The organism is Terrihabitans rhizophilus, from assembly GCF_033898525.1.
GTDB classification, from domain to species: domain Bacteria; phylum Pseudomonadota; class Alphaproteobacteria; order Rhizobiales; family Methylopilaceae; genus Flaviflagellibacter; species Flaviflagellibacter rhizophilus.
Genome location: NZ_JAXAFJ010000003.1, coordinates 45,634 through 62,433, shown reverse-complemented (window position 1 = coordinate 62,433; position 16,800 = coordinate 45,634). Strand labels below are relative to the sequence as shown.

14 protein-coding genes are annotated in these 16,800 nt (G+C 66.0%); 6 read left to right on the top strand and 8 right to left on the bottom strand.

From position 1 onward, the window contains the following. The first annotated feature begins 6 nt into the window (after positions 1-6). On the top strand, positions 7-2,430 hold the full coding sequence (locus SCD90_RS06830) for a glycosyltransferase family 2 protein (protein ID WP_319843901.1): 2,424 nt from the start codon (positions 7-9) through the stop codon (positions 2,428-2,430). Further along, positions 2,427-3,791 (top strand): oligosaccharide repeat unit polymerase, encoded by a 1,365-nt coding sequence (locus SCD90_RS06825; RefSeq protein ID WP_319843900.1) that lies wholly within the window; start codon positions 2,427-2,429, stop codon positions 3,789-3,791. Before SCD90_RS06830 ends, SCD90_RS06825 begins: the two co-directional genes overlap by 4 nt. A 138-nt stretch (positions 3,792-3,929) precedes the next feature. Here SCD90_RS06825 and SCD90_RS06820 read toward each other — a convergent pair whose 3' ends face one another. Then, entirely contained in the window at positions 3,930-5,441 is a 1,512-nt protein-coding gene (locus SCD90_RS06820) for a calcium-binding protein (RefSeq protein ID WP_319843899.1), read from the bottom strand. A gap of 211 nt (positions 5,442-5,652) precedes the next feature. After that, on the bottom strand, positions 5,653-5,823 hold the full coding sequence (locus SCD90_RS06815) for a hypothetical protein (protein WP_319843898.1): 171 nt from the start codon (positions 5,821-5,823) through the stop codon (positions 5,653-5,655). A gap of 249 nt (positions 5,824-6,072) precedes the next feature. Here SCD90_RS06815 and SCD90_RS06810 point away from each other — a divergent pair, with 249 nt between their 5' ends. Together SCD90_RS06810 and SCD90_RS06805 are read left to right on the top strand one after the other, a co-directional pair. Then, entirely contained in the window at positions 6,073-7,815 is a 1,743-nt protein-coding gene (locus SCD90_RS06810; protein WP_319843897.1) for a type I secretion system permease/ATPase, read from the top strand. Continuing rightward, positions 7,812-9,140, top strand: a complete 1,329-nt coding sequence (locus tag SCD90_RS06805) for an HlyD family type I secretion periplasmic adaptor subunit (protein WP_319843896.1) — start codon at positions 7,812-7,814, stop codon at positions 9,138-9,140. Before SCD90_RS06810 ends, SCD90_RS06805 begins: the two co-directional genes overlap by 4 nt. Positions 9,141-9,146: 6 nt before the next feature. Here SCD90_RS06805 and SCD90_RS06800 read toward each other — a convergent pair whose 3' ends face one another. Both SCD90_RS06800 and SCD90_RS06795 read right to left on the bottom strand, forming a co-directional pair. Continuing rightward, positions 9,147-9,968, bottom strand: coding sequence for a SapC family protein (locus tag SCD90_RS06800; RefSeq protein ID WP_319844129.1), 822 nt, complete (start codon positions 9,966-9,968; stop codon positions 9,147-9,149). A 6-nt stretch (positions 9,969-9,974) separates the two neighbouring features. Next, positions 9,975-10,736, bottom strand: coding sequence for a SapC family protein (locus tag SCD90_RS06795; protein WP_319843895.1), 762 nt, complete (start codon positions 10,734-10,736; stop codon positions 9,975-9,977). A gap of 53 nt (positions 10,737-10,789) precedes the next feature. Here SCD90_RS06795 and SCD90_RS06790 point away from each other — a divergent pair, with 53 nt between their 5' ends. Both SCD90_RS06790 and SCD90_RS06785 read left to right on the top strand, forming a co-directional pair. Next, positions 10,790-11,464, top strand: a complete 675-nt coding sequence (locus SCD90_RS06790) for a ParA family protein (protein WP_319843894.1) — start codon at positions 10,790-10,792, stop codon at positions 11,462-11,464. Positions 11,465-11,493: 29 nt separating this feature from the next. Continuing rightward, the gene (locus SCD90_RS06785; RefSeq protein ID WP_319843893.1) at positions 11,494-12,234 is read left to right on the top strand and encodes a TylF/MycF/NovP-related O-methyltransferase; all 741 of its coding nucleotides are present in this window, start codon (positions 11,494-11,496) and stop codon (positions 12,232-12,234) included. Here SCD90_RS06785 and SCD90_RS06780 read toward each other — a convergent pair. Genes SCD90_RS06780 through SCD90_RS06765 form a run of 4 tightly spaced genes read right to left on the bottom strand, consistent with a single transcriptional unit; the run spans position 12,231 to position 16,790 of the window. Beyond that, positions 12,231-13,472, bottom strand: coding sequence for a WcaI family glycosyltransferase (locus tag SCD90_RS06780; RefSeq protein ID WP_319843892.1), 1,242 nt, complete (start codon positions 13,470-13,472; stop codon positions 12,231-12,233). The two genes, SCD90_RS06785 and SCD90_RS06780, sit on opposite strands and share 4 nt — an antisense overlap. 36 nt (positions 13,473-13,508) lie before the next feature. After that, positions 13,509-14,477, bottom strand: a complete 969-nt coding sequence (gene fcl / locus SCD90_RS06775; protein WP_319843891.1) for a GDP-L-fucose synthase — start codon at positions 14,475-14,477, stop codon at positions 13,509-13,511. Further along, positions 14,470-15,546: a GDP-mannose 4,6-dehydratase gene (gene gmd, locus SCD90_RS06770; protein ID WP_319843890.1), complete on the bottom strand. Its 1,077-nt coding sequence runs from the start codon at positions 15,544-15,546 to the stop codon at positions 14,470-14,472. Before gmd ends, fcl begins: the two co-directional genes overlap by 8 nt. Beyond that, positions 15,546-16,790, bottom strand: a complete 1,245-nt coding sequence (locus SCD90_RS06765) for a glycosyltransferase (RefSeq protein ID WP_319843889.1) — start codon at positions 16,788-16,790, stop codon at positions 15,546-15,548. Before SCD90_RS06765 ends, gmd begins: the two co-directional genes overlap by 1 nt. Positions 16,791-16,800: the final 10 nt, after the last annotated feature.

The following is a 16,800-nucleotide window of genomic DNA, read 5'->3' as shown; positions in this document are numbered from 1 at the left end:
CGGATCTTGGCCGAAGCACAGGGCGGACTTGGCGCGCTTCGGCTGCTGGACGAAGGCGCCCACGCCTCCGAACTGGCCGCGCAGGCGGTCGAGGCCCTGCAGAAGAGAGACGGTGCGAAGGCCTTTCGCCTGTCGGACCGGCTGTGCCGCATCGCCGCCCGCCCCGACCCTACCCATCTGGTGCTGCGGGCCGACAGTTGGCGCATGAGGGGCCGGACGGACGAGGCCGTCCGCGATCTCCTTGCCGCCCTTCGCCTCGCCCCGGAAGATCGCGCCGCAAACCGCCGCATGCTGGCTTTGGGCGATGAGGAGATGGCACGCATCGCCGCCCGGGCGCTGATCCGCAACGAGACCGATCCGGGTGTGCTCCTCCAGACGCTCGGCCGCCTCGGCACACCGGACGCTCCAATCGTCCAGCTCGATCGCGTGGGAGTGGCGATGGAAGGCTGGGCCGCCTGGGCGGCCGGGCAGAAGCTGCGTCTCCAGCTCCGCGGCCCTGCGGGAACGGTCGTCATCGAGATCGCGGGGCAGCCGTCCCATCCCTTCGCGTCGGGCACCCGGAGCGCGGCGGCCCTCCTGATCCAGCTACCCGACGATCTGCAGGCCGTGCTGGCGTCTTCCGGAGAGGGTGAGCCGGAGCCCGTGGACGTGCCGGGGCTGCACCGGAGCTCCAACGTGTCGCGTGTTTCGCACACGCCGCCCGGCCAGGAATGCGCAGCGCAGCTTTGGGTGATCGTGCCCGTCTATGACGATCCCGGCGCCACCCGGGCGTGCCTGGAAGCCTTGATGCCGGAGATCGAAGCGGATCCGGAGCGGTGGCTCATCCTCGTGAACGATGCCGCGCCCGACCCCGGAATGGCGGAGGTGCTGGGTGCTTTCGCGGGCCATCCTCGGGTGCAACTGCTGCACAACCCGGTCAATCTGGGCTTCGTCGGCACGGTCAACCGGGCGCTGGAAACGGCTGGACCGGGCGATCTCCTGCTCCTGAATGCCGATACCCTCATCCCTGCCGGCGCGCTGGACCGGCTGCGGGAGGCGGCGCGCCTGTCTCCGGACATCGGCACCGTTACGCCGCTGTCGAACAATGGCGAGTTGACGAGCTTTCCCCGTCCGTTCGAGGTCAATCCTTTGCCGTCGGCGGGCGAGATCGGCCGCCTTCATGATGCTGCGGCCCGCACCAACCCCAATCACGTGGTCGACCTGCCGAACGGTATCGGCTTCTGCCTGTACGTCACGTCCGCATGCCGGGTCGCCATCGGGCCCCTCTCCGGCGACTACCACAGCGGCTATCTTGAAGACGTGGACTGGTGCCTGCGCGCGCGGGCGGCGGGCTTTCGCAATGTCTGCGCGACGGGGGTCTATGTCGGCCACGCCGGCTCGTTGTCCTTCCGGGGCCGCAAGCGCGCGCTCGTCGTGAGGAATCTTGCCGTGCTCGAGCGGCGGTTCCCCTCATACCGCACGGAAACCGCGGCCTTCCTTGCGGCAGACCCGCTGGCGGCCGCGCGCTCGCGCCTCGAAACCGCGCTTCTAGAGGAGGACGCCGCTTCGGTTCTCCTGGTGACGGGTCCCGGTCCGCTGCGCGAGGTCGCACAGGCGCGCGGCCGGCGGCTGTTAGCCGAAGGCCGGAAGGCTCTCCTCGTGGAAACGAGGCGTGACGCTGGACGGGTGGTGGTGCGGGTGCGACATCCATCCGGGGGCTTGCCGCAGACGATGACGGTTGCTTTGGAGAACGGAGACGCAGCCTTGGCGACGTTCCTGCGGGAGCTTTCCCCGGCCGCGGTCGAGGTGGTGGATCCTCGTGCCGTGGGACCGGAGGTGATCGATCTGCTGTGCGACATCATCCCGGTGGATCTGCTGCTGGCCGGAGGCGACCTGCTGAACCAATCCGAAGATCGCCTTTCGGCGCAGGCGTGGAGAAGCGCCTGGGAGCGCAGGTTCCCCCGCATCCGCCGGTTTCTTGCACCGGACCGGGCGGCGGAGGACTTCGCCACAAGGGCCTGGCCTGGCCTCCAGACCACCTGCCTAAGCGCCGACAGCCACCCGGCCATGTATCAGCCAGGGCTGTACCGCCGCATCGGCTTTATCACCCTCGATAGCGGTTCTCCCAGAGGGTTCGCTCGCCTCCGCGAGGTTCTCTCGAGCCTGGACAAGGGCACCGAGCCAACGGTTCTCGGCCGCACGCTCGATGACCTCGCGTTGATGGCTCGCGGCACGTTCGTGACCGGTGCCGTGACGGCGGACGAACTCGGCGCGCTGGCGCACGCCCATGACCTTGAGGCGCTTGCCATCGTCTCCACTCAGCCGTTGTTCGGACACCCGCTGGAAGAAGCGGCGCGCCGATCCGGCCTGCCGGTTTTGGACGGGGTCTGCAATGTCCCTGCACCGCCTTCGTCCAGCCGACGCGAGCCCAGCGGGCCGGTGATGCGATGATCGGCCTGTCTCTTGCGGCGCATACTCTGCTGTTCTTCGGGCTGTGCGCGGTGCTGTTCCGGCGCGGCTACGCCAATGTCTATTCCGGGCTGTTCATCTATCTGGCCTTCCACTTCATGGTCTTCGTCCAGCGGCCGCTGGCGGTCCATCTGTTCGGGCTGGATTCCGAATTCATCTTCATGACCTACTGGCCGCCGGACGAGGTGTTCCTGCGGACGCTTCTGGTGTCCGATATCGGCCTGCTCGCCTTCGTGACCGCCTATGTCTCGGCGCTCGGCTTTCGGCCCATAGCTCCGACGCTCAGCCTGCCGCCCGTGGGCCGGGCCGATGTCCTGTCATTCGGGCTTTCGGCGCTGATCCTGTCGCCTCTGATCGCCTATTCCTTCTTTCTGGCCTTCACCATGCGGCAGGCCTACGACACGGACGTGCTGTTCGAGCTCAGCAAGCTCAACATCGCCATCGACCCCACGACCGGCGCCCGCCTTCTCACCGACACGACGGCCTATGTCCTGTTCGCGCGGTACATGGCGTTCCCGTTCGCCATCTTCCTCATCGTCCTGATGCGTGGGCGGTGGTGGTCATATCTCCCGATGGTCTTCTGCCTGTTCGTGGCCCTGCAACTCGGCGAGCGCTGGCCCCTGATCATCGGCGCGCTCGTGGCCGTGCTCGTGGTCGGCTATCTGCAGCGGCAGACCCGGTTCCGCGCGCGGCATTATGTGCTGCTCGCCCTCGGGCTGATCGTGTTCGTGGTGGTGGGGCAAAACCGCAACGCGATCCTCTCCGGCGACTTCAGCCTTGACGTCAGCCTGGCGCAATCCTCCTTCGGCAATCATCCCGACTTCGCCAATTACGAGTTTCTGGCCTATGTCGTCGGCAAGGTGCCGGATGCGAGCGGGACCTTCTCGTACTTCACGCAATATCTGGGGGTGTTCACCCAGCCGATCCCGCGCGCCTTCTGGCCGGACAAGCCCGTGGGCTCGCCCATCAACCTCGTCAACCTGCAGGCCTATGGGCGGTTCGCCTCGCGCACCACCTCGCTTGTCGGCGATGGCTGGATCAGCCTCGGCTATGCCGGCGTGGTCGTGACGCTGGGGCTGGTGGGCGCCTTCTACGGGAGGATGTTCCACTGGTTCTGCCGGCGCGACGTGTCGATCTACTTTTTCTGCGCCCATTTCTGGGTCGTCGTCCTGCTGCTGCAGTGGGCGCGCGACGGCAGCTACAAGATCCTCGACTTCTTCTTCTTCTGCGTCGGACCCACGATCCTCGCCGCAGGCATCCGCCGGCTGATCGGCGGGAATGCCGCGACGGGCTCTCCCGCACAGATCTCGCTGCCTGTCAGGCCAGGCGGTCGTCCTGCCTGAGCAGGCCTGAACCCGACACCTTGATCCCGGCGGCAGGGCTCGCCCATGAGGGACGGCCGCAAACGACAAACGGCGGATGCTTTCGCATCCGCCGTGTCAGTGGTCTTGTGCGCCTCCCGTTTCCGGGAGGCTGACTGATCAGATCTGCACGTCGCCGTCCGTGAAGCGGATCGTCTCGACGCCCGTGAGCTGGACGGTGCTTCCATCCTCGAAGGACACGGTCGTGATGCCATCCACCGTCTCGATCGTCGCATCCTCGCTGCTGCGGGTGATGTAGTCGCCGCCCGCGATCGAGAAGTCCACGGTGTCGAAGCCTTCGCCACCGGAGATGGTGTCGCTGGTTGCACCGACGATGTAGAAGGTGTCGTTGCCGGCATCGCCATACATCTCGGCAGATGTCTGGCCGCTGATGAAGCTGTCGTTGCCTTCGCCACCGAACAGGGTGTCTTCGCCCGAGCCGGCCAGCAGCCAGTCGTCGCCAGCGCCGCCGGAGAGCTCGTTGTCGCCAGCGCCGCCCAGAAGGGTGTCGTTGCCTTCGCCACCCAAGATGGTGTCGTCGCCCGCACCGCCCTGAACGAGATCGTTGTCTGCGCCTGCGTCGATGAGCGTGGAAGCGTCGCTGGCATAGATCGTGTCTGCGCCCGCATCGCCGTAGATCTCGCCGCCCTCGGCCGATCCGTAGATGATGTCGTTGCCGTCACCGCCCGAGATGGTGTCGGCACCCGAGCCACCGTAGATGGTGTCGCTGCCGGCATCGCCGTACAGCTCGTTGTTGCCGCCTTCGCCAAAGATGACGTCGTCGCCGGAGCCGCCATACAGGGTGTCGCTGCCCTGGCCGCCATAAACGAGATCGTTGTCCGCGCCGCCGTTAGCGAGCGAGCCCTCGTTCGATGCCCAGATGGTGTCGTTGCCGGCGCCGCCGTAGAGGTCGTAGCCAGTGGCGCCCCAGATGAGGTCGTCGCCTGCGTCGCCGTGCAGCTCGCCCGAGCCGGATCCCGCGTAGAGCGTGTCGCTGCCATCGCCACCGTGCAGGGTGTCGACGCCCGAACCGGCATAGAGCGAGTCGTTGTCAGCGCCGCCGTCGAGAGAGTTGTTGCCGTCGACTGCGAAGAGGTAGTCGGAGCCCGAGCCACCCAGGAGGGTGTCACCGACGCCGCCGCCTGCATACAGCGTGTCGTTGCCGGCGCCGCCGTCGAGAATGCTTCCGGCGGAACCATTCTCGTACAGCACGTCGTCGCCGCCTTCACCGTACAGCGTCGAATTGCCGGAGCCTGCGACGAGCAGGTCGCTGCCTTCGCCGGCGAACACCGTGTCAGCGCCTGCGCCAGCCTTGATCGTGTCCTCGCCGGCGCCGGTGAGAACGGTTGTGTCACCCGAAGAAATCAACTCTACGTAGTCGTCGCCCGTGCTGGTGACGACAAGAAGATCCTCGGTAGATCCGACGACAACTCGCGCATCCGCGGTGGTGTCGACGATAAACGCGTCGGGCGTGTTGTTGCCAGAGAACGTTACCGAAGGTTGAATGGGCTGACTGACGATTACAACTTCAGCAGGATCGGCAGTGACGCCGTAACCACTTTCGCTTGTGGTCGCGCTTCCGTTGAGGAAGACGCCCTGATCGTCCAGGTAATCAAGAATCTGTTCACGCACAGCAGCATCAAAGTTCGACGACAATTCAGCGTCGAGCTGAGCTCCATTAAGATCATAAGTGGCCATCGACCGCCCCTTCCGCCGCTAAAACTGGTGGCTTTCTGCGCTGATACTTCAGCGTCCGCATCCGCTTAGGCTAGGCGACCCGCCTCAACTAGGACGCCCGCCAAAACATCATAAGCCAAGGTAACGATAACCCGTGACAGCGCTTCTAGTTCATAGCTGCCAAGATGTCAACGAAGCTGCGTTCTGTTCTGTCAGCGGCTGTATAGTCGATGCCTATTACATTTTCACGAATAAAGAATACTGCAACCCTACCGCGCAGATTACCTTCAGATAACTGCATTGCCGCAACCTGCGATAGGCAGTCATCGCCGGTCATGCGCAAGATGCATCACAGATGCTCCGCGAACGCCGATATTCTGTGCACGTTGGAGAAGTTTTAAGATAATCGTGCCCGAATTCGCGAATCCGGGAAGCTTACGCGTGACTATCCGGCAACAGGCAGGGGCGTCTTACGTTTGCCTGCTTTGGACGGTTTAACGTATCCTGCGGACGGGCGACGCGTGCGTTGCACGTCAGTCAGAGCGGCCAGACGTGCCGACGGCGGCGCCTGCGGGGTGAGATCAGGATGAACCCGAACGACAAGCTGTCTCCCGTTCTCAGGGAATTGCGCCCGCTCGGGCCCGCTTACGGCGTCCTGCTGGGCTTCAGCCTTTTCCTGGCCATCATCTTTCTTGCCGCGCCGCTGTTCGCGGAGCAGGTGATGGACCGCGTGGTCTCCAGCCGCAGCATCAGCACGCTGGTGGCGCTTACGGTCATCGCGCTCTTCATGATGGCGATCTACAGCGTGCTTGACGTGGTCCGACGCAAGGCGCTGGGGCGGATCGGCATCGAGATCGACCAGCGCCTCAGCCGGCGACTGTTCGATGCGCTGCACCGCTCGTCCTCCGTGCAGAACAAGTCGGTCTCCACCAGCCTGATCGCCGATTTCAACATCGTTCGCGACTTCCTGTCCGGCCCCAATGTGCTGACGGTGATGGACGCGTTGTGGTCGCCTGTCTTCATCTTCATCATGGCGCTGGTGCACTGGGTGTTCGTGGTCATGGCCGTGGTGGTGTGGGGCCTGTCGGCCGCTCTTTCGATCATGAACGAGCGCCTCAGCCGCCAGCACACCGCCCAGTATCAGCGCGCCTCGCAGTCCGCCAACGAGTTCGGAATCGCGGTCGCCCGCAACACCGAGAGCGTGCGGGCATTGGGCATGATCGTCGCCCTGCGCCGCCGCTGGTACGACTACCACTCCGCGATGCTTGGCTGGCGCGACGCCGGCGGGGACAGGACGCGGCTGGTCGGGGGCATCCTGCTGTTCATCCGCAATTCGCAGATGATCCTGCTGTTCTCGGTTGGCGGCTATCTCTACATCATCGGCGAGATGAATTTCGGCGGCCTGCTGGTGCTCAGCATGGCCATGTCCCGCGGCATCACGCCTATTCTCGGCGTGGTCACCAACTGGGCCGCGTTCACGGGCTTTGCGGCCTCCTATTCCCGGCTGAACGGGCTGTTCGCCACTGCCGAGAAGCGGCCCGCCAAGATCTCGCTGCACGATGTCAGCGGCACACTTTCCGTCCAGCGCGTCTTCGCCACCCCTCCGGGTGAAGAGCGCATCATCCTCAACGACGTCACCTTTGCCCTGCCGCAGGGCCGGGTGCTTGGGGTGGTCGGGCCCAACGGTGCCGGCAAATCGTGCCTGGCCCGGGTGCTCGTCGGCGTCTGGCAGCCGCGGCGCGGGACCGTGTCGCTGGGCGACCACGATCTCAGCCATGTCGACGAGGACGCGCTGGGCCGTCGCCTCGGCTATCTGGCGCAGGAGGTGGAACTGCTCCCCGGCACGATCGCCGAGAACATCGCGCGGTTCGAACCCGACTTCGAGATGGCGGACGTTATCGCCGCGGCCGAGATGATCGGCATTCAGGAACTCATCCGCTCCCTGCCCGAGGGCTACAACACGAAGGTGGGGCCGAGCGGCCATGTCCTTTCGGGCGGCCAGCGCCACCGCATCGCCCTTGCCCGCGCGGTCTACGGCGAACCCCGCCTCATTGTACTGGACGAGCCGAACGCCAATCTGGATGCACAGGGCGAACAGGCACTGGCCACCACCATCCAGAAGCTTCAGTCCATGAGCATCACCGTGGTCGTCGTGACCCACAAGATGAACCTGCTGAACTATTGCGACGACATCCTCGTCCTCAATGCGGGGACGGTACAGGCCTTCGGCTCGCGTGAACTGATCGCCAGCCGCATGCCGCGCCTGAAGCCCGCCCCCGCCCTGTCCGTCATACAGGGCACGCTCAAATCGACCGGAGCCGACCGATGAAAGAGCTCGCTGCACCATCGACCGATCCCGTCCCGTCCGCCGACTGGCGGGGCACGGTGCGCGTCGGCCTGTTCGTCGTCATCTTCACCTTTGTCGGGCTCGGCGGCTGGTCGGCGGTCGCGGGGCTGAGTTCCGGTGTGCTCGCATCCGGCTCCATCCAGTCGGCCGGCAGCCGCAAGACGATCCAGCACCTCGAGGGCGGCATTGTGCGCGAAATCTTCGCGCGCGACGGCATGAAGGTGAAGCAGGGCGACCTCCTCGTGCGGCTCGACCCCACGCGAGCCGAAGCGACGGATCTTGCCAACCGGCAGCAGCTTGCCATCGCGCTGTCCATGGAGGCACGCCTGCTCGCGCAGCGCGACATGAAGGACGAGGTCGTGTTCCCGCCTGAGGTGACCTCGCTCCGCAACGATCCCCTGATTTCCACATCGATCATGGACAACAGCCGCCAGTTCGAATCGCGCAAGAGGAGCCTGCAGAGCGCCATCGACGTGCTTGAGGCGCAGCGCTCCCAGGCGCTGAAGGAGATCGAGCAGGCCGGCGTGCAGGAGCAGACGGCCAAGAACCAGATCGGCTCCATAAACACCGAGCTTCCGGCCCTGAAGGACCTGATGAAGCGCGGCCTGGTTCCCCTGCCCCGCGTGACCGCGCTGGAGCGCCAGATGATGCAGACGCAAGGCCAGCTTGAAGCCGCGCAGATCGCACGCGGCGAGGCCGGCAACAAAGTCGAGGAGGTCGCGGCCAAGATCGACCAGCTGAAGCAGGATTACCGGCAGGAGGCGGCGACCATGATGTCCGATGTGCGCGCCACGCTCGGCGAGCTTCAGCAGAAGGTGGTCATCACCAGCGACGCGGTGAAGCGTGGCGAGATCCGGGCGCCCGTGGACGGCACGGTGCAGGAGATGAAGGTGTTCACGGTGGGCGGCGTGGTGAGGGCGGGTGATCCCATCCTCGACATCGCGCCGCTCTCCGACGATCTGGTCGTGCGTGTGCGCGTCTCGCCCCTCGACATCGATCGCGTGGAAGACGGTGCGCGCGTCGAGATCCGCCTACCGCAGTTCGTGAAGTTCCAGAGCCAGGTCATCGAGGGCAATGTGACCGCGATCTCGCGCGACAGCATCACAGATCCGCAGCAGCCGCAGCTGGGGCCCTATTTCGCCGTCGAAGTGGCCGTGGACGGCGGCAGCGTGCCGGAGGACATCGCTGGCCGCTTGTCCGCCGGCATGACGACCCAGGTCATCATCCGCACGGGCGACCGCACCATGCTGTCCTACCTCGTCGCGCCGCTGATGAACCGCATCAACACCGCGATGCGGGAGCGCTGAGGCCGTTCACTCCACGGAAAGGTGGAGGCTGTCCAGATCGTCGAAGCTGAACAGTTCCCCCTCGTCGAGCACGGCGGGCAGGTCGGACAGGCCGGCAAGGAAGGGCGTGTAGTCGGCGGGGTTCGCTTCCGACGGACGTTCCGCAGCCGCAGCATTGCTCCTCTGCGCCATGCGCTCCGGCTTCAGCAGGCGCTGCGAAAAGATGCATGCCACGGCGATTTCCACGGCGTGGAAATCCACTCGCGCCATGGCCCGCAGCCCGCGGCCTGAAAGAGCCGAGAACCGGTCGCGGTCCACAACGAAGAAGGGGTCCGCCGCCTCAGCACGAGAGCCCGCGAGAAGCGGCACCATCAGCTCGGCCATGAAGAGCCGGTCCAGCACGGGCACCATCTGCCGCGCGGACTGCCGGACGCCGACGAGCATCTCATGCAGCTTCTGCATCATGGGCGACGGGGCACCGTTCTCCAGCAGGGGCGCGCCCTCCCCACCGAGCAGCGGCGACGACCTTGGCAGGAGCACGTCACGCATCGCATCGCCGGTGCCGCCTTCGGAGAGTTCGAATGGCTGCGCCCGGAGGGTCAGCGGGCGGTAACCACCAAGCCATTCGCCATTGGGCGCAACGAGGGGCTTCTTCAGATAGCCCGGCGCCACGATGACGCAGAGCTCGGGCCGGTCGCCCCTGAACCGCACAGCCAGCGGAAAGAAGTGGCTCGACAGGTGAAACTCGCTCAAGGCGATGGGCAGCCCGCCAAGCTCCTCGACGAAGCCGAAGGCCTTCGGGGGTGTCAGGCGGAGGGTGCCGGCATCCGCGAGAATGGTTCGTTCCATCGCCACCTAGTCCTCCCAGTCGCCTTGATCGGAGGACAGCAGAAAGTCCTGCTCGCTCTCGGGCTTGCTGGCCGCGGCACGCGCGGCGGCCAGCAGCATGCCGGCACGGTAGAGCGAGAGCCGGTGCAACCCGATGAGCTGGGCGGCCATGGCTCCATGCCGCGCCATCACGAAAGCCAGTCCGCCCGCGGCGAAAAGGGACTGCCTGACGATGAGCATGTCCGGGATGTCGACCTTCGTGCCCTCGACGTCGAACACCAGCTGCCATGGCTCGAGAAGGCCTCCGTCGAGCAGCGTTCGTCCGATCGCTTCGGTTGCGGGGGCGTGCTCGCAGAAGAAGTCGAGCGCGGCGAAGCGCTGCAGCGTCGCGCGGCTCAGCTTGTGGTCAGGCGTGGTTATGGGCGCGCCGACATTGTCGGCAAACTCCGCCACGTCATCGCACAGCATCTTGGGTGAAGCGTGCCCGATGGGCTGCGACGGGTCGAGCCCGAAGGGAAAGGCCTGCAGCAGCACAGGAAGATGGTTGAACGAGCCCCGCACCGGCGCGGGCACCGCGCCTATCTGCGGCAGGAGCGAACGCAGCGCGACCAGTTGAACGCCTCTGTCCTGCCGCTGCCATGCCAGCGGAAACCACGACGCAAGGCGCATGGCTTCGGTATAGACGATGGGGACGATGTTCGCTTCGCGGACGAGGCGATAGGCCAGCGGCGAGAAGATGCGCCTGGAGGAAACATCGCCGGTCAGTGGTATGAGGCCCTGAACGAGCATCCGCCCTTCTTTCGCTAAAGAATCAGGGTACATAGAAATCCAGCGGTGGTCTGATGCCCTACATCATTTCCTTTGTGCAGCGTAAGGGCGGGGTCGGAAAGACGACTTTGGCCGTTTCCGTTGCGTCGGAACTGCGACGGAGGGGCGCCGATCTTGGGCTCATCGACGCCGATCCGCAGGCTTCTTCCTGCGCCTGGGCAGAACCGGGCAACCTCACCTTCCCCGTCTATGAGATCGGCCTGAACGGCGACGCCGTCACGCAATGGGCCGAGCAGGTGAGGAAGGTGCCGCACCACTGCATCGTCATCGACACCTCGCCGAATGAACGCTCCGTCGCAGCGGCACTGGCCTTGTCCACGGTCTGCCTGATCCCCTGCACGCCGTCCGGCCTCGATGTCGATGCCACCCTCAAGACGCTCGATATTGTGCGTGCCGTGCGGGAGCGCCGCCGGCCGCGCCTCAATGTCGTGCTGGTGCCGAACCGCGTGGACCTGCGCACACTGGAAGGACGGCAGATCGTCGAGGAACTGCTGGAACTCGGCGAGCCGGTCGCACCGGCCGTGGGTGCCCGCACCACCTTTCTCCGCGCCTTTTCCACGGGCTCCTCGGTGTTCGAGCAGAAGCCCGGCGGCATGGCCGATCTTGAGATCAAGGAATTGTGCAACTTCCTCGAAGCCGGCTTCGGCCCGGCGAGCGCCGCCCCCGCACGTTCCTACAGCGCCGGCTAGACACGCGCGGCACGGCCCGGGAGAAGCCCTTGTTCTATGGCAATTTGCGGGATCCCGCCGACCGGGCCTTTCTGAAGGACGCCTTGCGCCGTCTCGGCGGCCTGTTCGGGCGCGTGCATGCCACCGACAATCTGATCGCGCTCGGCCGCACCTTCTCGCTGTTCGATGAGCCGCACTATCAGGACGTGCTGCGGCGGCAGGCGCGGAACACGCAGGAACAGAGCCTCGGCTTCCGGCTCAACACCCTGATCTGGGCCGCGCATCAGGCGCTGCATGTGCCCGGCGACTTCGTGGAACTTGGCGTGTGGCGCGGGTTCTGCTCGGCGGTGGTGGCGGACTATATCGGCTTCGAGACGGTGGATCGGACCTTCTGGCTTTACGACACCTTCGAAGGCATTCCGGCCGCCTATGACAGCGAGGGCCACGACAGCCCGGCGCTGCGCGAACCCGGCCTCTACGAGAAGGTTCTCGAACGTTTCGCCGATTACGGGAATGTCCGCGTCGTGCGGGGCGTGGTTCCGCACTCCTTCCGCGGCCAGTCACCGGACGCCATCGCCTATCTGCACATTGACCTGAACTCCACGCGTTCGGAGATCGAGGCGCTGGAGCATCTGTGGGATCGGGTTTCCCCGGGCGGGGTCGTGGTGTTCGACGATTACGGCTGGTGGAACTACCGCGCGCAGCACATGGCCGAGCAGGAGTGGATGAAGGCGCGCGGCATCCGCATCCTCGAACTGCCCTCCGGACAGGGCCTCGTCATCAAGCCCTAGCTGCGCCAGCGCTCCTCGGCGAGACCGGACAATTCTTCCTCGAAGGCGAGAAGCAGCGGGTCACGGCTCCAATGCGCAAGGGCGCGGGCGCGCCCCTCCTCTCCCAGCCTGCGGCGCAGGTCCGCATCGGCAGCGAGCCGTGACAGGGCGTGCGAGAATGCGGCTTCGTCGCCCGGCGGAACGACCAGCCCCCGCCCCAGGGCCTCGACGGCAACCTGCGTGCGCTCGGCGGCCATGGCGACGACCGGGCGGCCTGAGGCCAGCATGGGCGGCAGCTTTGACGGCATGACGAGGTCCATGATCTCGCTGCGCTGCGGCAGCAAGTGGATGTCCGCCGTGGCGAGCAGTTCCGGCAGCCGGTCGAGTGGCTGAAGGTCGAGGAACCGCACATTCGGCAGTCCCGCCATTGCATCCATCAGCACGGGCTTCATGAAGCCCGTGCCGCAGAGCAGGAAGATCAGTTCCGGTCGTGCCAGAGCCATCCGGCGGGCGGTGGGCGCCAGATGCTCCAGCCCCTGCTTCGCAGCCATGCTGCCGGAATAGAGCGCGACCACGTGCTCCCGGGTAAGCCCGAGTTCGGCGCGATAGCCGGTCATGCGGTCGAGCGGGCGCACGGCATCGGTGTCCACCCAATTCCGCAATTCGCGGACGCGATCCGGCGAGACACCCTTCCGCATCAACCCTTCGACCATGCGCGGCGAGATGGTGGAGACGGCATCGAAGCGGCGAAGCAGCGCACGCTCAACATGCAAGGCGGCGCTCTGCGCCAATCGCCCCTTCACGACGCCGAGGGTGAAGGCGGCATCGACCTCGAAGTCCTGCACATGCAGCCAGGATCGCGCCCCCGACAGCGCTGCCGCCGCCAATGCCGGACCGGCGGACATCAGCGATGGGGCTATTCCCACGACCACGTCGGGCCTGAGCCGGCGTGCTTCCCGCACGGCGACTGGGAAGGCGCTCACGGCAAAGCTGGCGCCGCTGGCAATGCGCTTCGCGCCACGCGGATCCGCCGGAACGTAGATCGGACAGCGGACGATCTCGACGCCATCCCGCTGCTCGCGGCGGTAACCGCGGCCGTCATAGCCCTCGCCGATCTGCCAGCTGGGGTAATGCGGAGGCGCGGTGATGACACGGACATCGTGTCCACGTCCTGCAAGCCAGGCGCACATCTCGCCGGTGTACTTGCCGATCCCGGTCAACTCAGGGGTGTAGTTGATGCCGACCACGAGAAGCCTCATGGGCGCGGCCCCGAGGAGTGGCGGTCACCCCGGACATCACCCGGCTGCACGTGCCTCCGGGCCGGGCTGCTGGCGCAGAAACCATTCGTAGACGGAGCGAACGCCCTCTTCGAGGCCGATGCGCGGCGCCCAGCCGAGCTCGCGCAGCCGCTCTCCGCTCATCAGCTTGCGCGGCGTGCCGTCCGGCTTTGAAGGATCGGTGCGGATTTTCCCCTCGAAACCCACGGCGCGGGCGACGAGGTGCGCCAGATCGAGGATCGGGAGATCGGTGCCCGACCCGACATTCACGTGCTCCGGCGCGGAATAGATCTTTGCCAGATGCACCAGTGCGTCGGCGGCGTCGTCGACATGCAGGAATTCGCGCAGCGGTGTGCCGGTACCCCAGATCACCATCTCGGACGCACCCCCAAGCTTCGCCTCATGCGCCTTGCGGATCAGGGCCGGGAGAACATGGCTGGTCTCGGGGTCGAAATTGTCGCCGGGGCCGTAGAGGTTGGTCGGCATGGCGGAGATCACGTCCATGCCGTGCTGCTGGCGATAGGCCTCCCCCAGCTTGATGCCCGCGATCTTGGCGATGGCATAAGCCTCGTTGGTCTGCTCGAGCGGGCCCGTCAGCAAGGCGGTCTCGGTGATGGGCTGCGGCGCGAGGCGTGGATAAATGCAGCTTGAGCCGAGGAACACTGTCTTCGCGACACCCGCGAGATGCGCGGCGTGAACGAGGTTGGCCTCGATCATGAGGTTCTCGTAGAGGAAATCGGCAGGCCGTGTGGCGTTGGCGAGAATGCCGCCCACCCGCGCCGCGGCGATGAAGACGAGATCGGGCCGCGCCTCGGCCATCCAGCGTTCCACCTCGGCCTGCCGGAGCAGATCGAGGTCGGCGCGCGAAGCCGTGATGATCAGGCAATCTTCCCGCTCCAGTCGCCGCACCAGCGCGGAGCCGACCATGCCGCGATGGCCCGCCACGAAGACGCGCCGTCCGGAGAGCGGGAAAACCACCTCAGCCATGGGAACTCAGATGAGCGACGCCGGACGCCCCACGCCGCATGACCTCCAGATCGGAGGCCACCATCTCGCGCACGAGTTCGTCGAAGCCCGTCTCATGCGTCCAGCCGAGACGCTCCCGCGCCTTGGTGGCGTCGCCGAGCAGGACATCGACTTCCGTGGGGCGGAAATAGCGCGGATCCACCTCGACCAGCACGCGTCCGGTGGCGGCATCGAGGCCGCGTTCCCCGATCCCCATGCCCCGCCACTCGATGCCGGTGCCGACCTCGGCGAAGGCGCGCTCCACGAACTCCCTCACCGTATGTGCCTCGCCGGTCGCGAGCACGTAATCGTCCGGCACCTCCTGCTGCAGCATCAGCCACATGCCGCGCACATAATCCTTCGCGTGGCCCCAATCGCGCCGCGCATCCAGATTGCCGAGGAAGACGCGGTCCTGCAGCCCGAGATGGATGGCGGCCACGGCGCGGGTGATCTTGCGCGTGACGAAGGTTTCGCCGCGCACCGGGCTCTCGTGGTTGAACAGGATGCCGTTCGAGGCATGCATGCCGTAGGCTTCGCGGTAGTTCACCACGCTCCAAAAGGCATAGAGCTTGGCCGTGGCGTAGGGGCTGCGCGGGTAGAACGGCGTCGTTTCCCGCTGCGGCACCTCGGCCGCCTTGCCATAGAGCTCGGATGTGGACGCCTGGTAGAACCGGGTCCGCTCCGTCAGCTTCAGCAGGCGGATGGCTTCCAGCAGCCGCAGCGTGCCCAGCCCGTCGGCATTGGCGGTGTATTCCGCGGTCTCGAACGAGACCTGCACATGGCTTTGCGCCGCCAGATTGTAGATCTCGTCCGGCTGGGTTTCCTGCACCACCCGGATCAGGTTGGTGGCGTCCGTCATGTCCCCGAAATGGAGAAAGAAGCGGGCGTCTTCCTCGTGCGGGTCCTGATAGATGTGCTCGACGCGGCCGGTGTTGAAGGAGGACGAGCGGCGCTTCAGCCCGTGGACGGTGTAGCCCTCGGACAGCAGCAGGTCGGCCAGATAGGCACCGTCCTGCCCCGTGACGCCGGTGATGAGCGCGGTCTTCGCCATCAGACCGCTCCCGCCACTCTGCGGCGGCGGCGGATGGACTGACCCTCCAGGAATTGCAGCGTCTGCGGCAGACAGACTGTCCGCAGATCGTAGTTCGCGATGACCGTCTCACGGGCACGAGCCCGCATTCCGAGGAGCCCCCGCCGCTCGCGAAGCGCCGAGACCACTGCGCCCGCCAGCGCATCGGTGTCGAAGAACGGCACCAGCATCCCGTTGCTGCCGTCAATCACCTCCGTCACCGGCGCGGTGTCCGATCCGATGACCACGCAGCCCGCGCTCATCGCTTCCAGCAGCGACCACGACAGCACAAAGGGATAGGTGAGGTAGACATGGGCGGACGAGATCTGCAGCGCGGCCAGGTATTGCTCGTGGCCGAGGAAGCCCGTGAAGTGCACGCGCCTCATGTCGAGCCCGTTCTGCACCTCGTCCAGATAGATGCCCTTCCAGCTTTGCCCCTTCGGCGGATGCGCGCCGTAGGAGGTGCCGTCGCCGCCGATGATGACGACATGCGCCTTCGGACGCTGCGCAAGCACGCGCGGCAGCGCGCGCATGAAGGCGTGATAGCCGCGCAGCGGCTCCAGATTGCGCGCCACGAAGGTGATGACCTCGTCCTGGGCGGAAAGCTCGATGCCGGAGCGCAGGCGCAGGCGCGCATCGGGGTTCGGGGCGATCAGGTCGGTGTCCACGCCGTCATGGATCACGCGGATCTTCGGCTGCAACGGCTCCGGGAATGTGGAGCGCTGCCAGTGCGTGGGCGCCAGCCCCTCGTCGCAGTCGAACAGGGCGAACATCGTCGCCGCATTCTTGAGGTGCAACGCGACATGGCCGTCGAGCCCGCTCTCCGGAAACTCCGGATCGAAGCCGACATCGCGGCCCTCAAGGCCGTAGAAGAACTCGCAATAGGCGACGATCCGGGTCTTCGGGAAGACGGTGCGCAGGGGCAGCGCCTCGCCCCAGCCGGGATGCGCCACGACCACATCCGGTACGAAGCCGGAGGCCCGGAGCGAGGACAAGGAATACAGCACCTGCTCGGCCCGCCGGCATTCCATGTCAAAGCGGCGGGCGAAGGGGTGCGAAGACGAGACGTCCATGTCGCCGGTTGAATAGCGCAGCGCACGCACGCCGGGGACGGCGCGAGAGGTGCGCGAGCCCAGCCCCACGACCGAATGGCCCGCCGCCACCAGCGCCGCTGCGGCGTGGCGGAACTGCGCCGGAAAATTGTTGTGTACGAACAGGAAGTTCATGACGCCGCAC

Bases quoted from the DNA above. Each gene is read 5' to 3' on its own strand.
- SCD90_RS06825 (WP_319843900.1), top strand. From the start codon at position 2,427: ATGATCGGCCTGTCTCTTGCGGCGCATACTCTGCTGTTCTTCGGGCTG.
- SCD90_RS06815 (WP_319843898.1), bottom strand. From the start codon at position 5,823: ATGACCGGCGATGACTGCCTATCGCAGGTTGCGGCAATGCAGTTATCT.
- SCD90_RS06810 (WP_319843897.1), top strand. From the start codon at position 6,073: ATGAACCCGAACGACAAGCTGTCTCCCGTTCTCAGGGAATTGCGCCCG.
- SCD90_RS06805 (WP_319843896.1), top strand. From the start codon at position 7,812: ATGAAAGAGCTCGCTGCACCATCGACCGATCCCGTCCCGTCCGCCGAC.
- SCD90_RS06800 (WP_319844129.1), bottom strand. From the start codon at position 9,968: ATGGAACGAACCATTCTCGCGGATGCCGGCACCCTCCGCCTGACACCC.
- SCD90_RS06795 (WP_319843895.1), bottom strand. From the start codon at position 10,736: ATGCTCGTTCAGGGCCTCATACCACTGACCGGCGATGTTTCCTCCAGG.
- SCD90_RS06790 (WP_319843894.1), top strand. From the start codon at position 10,790: ATGCCCTACATCATTTCCTTTGTGCAGCGTAAGGGCGGGGTCGGAAAG.
- SCD90_RS06780 (WP_319843892.1), bottom strand. From the start codon at position 13,472: ATGAGGCTTCTCGTGGTCGGCATCAACTACACCCCTGAGTTGACCGGG.
- fcl (WP_319843891.1), bottom strand. From the start codon at position 14,477: ATGGCTGAGGTGGTTTTCCCGCTCTCCGGACGGCGCGTCTTCGTGGCG.
- gmd (WP_319843890.1), bottom strand. From the start codon at position 15,546: ATGGCGAAGACCGCGCTCATCACCGGCGTCACGGGGCAGGACGGTGCC.
- SCD90_RS06765 (WP_319843889.1), bottom strand. From the start codon at position 16,790: ATGAACTTCCTGTTCGTACACAACAATTTTCCGGCGCAGTTCCGCCAC.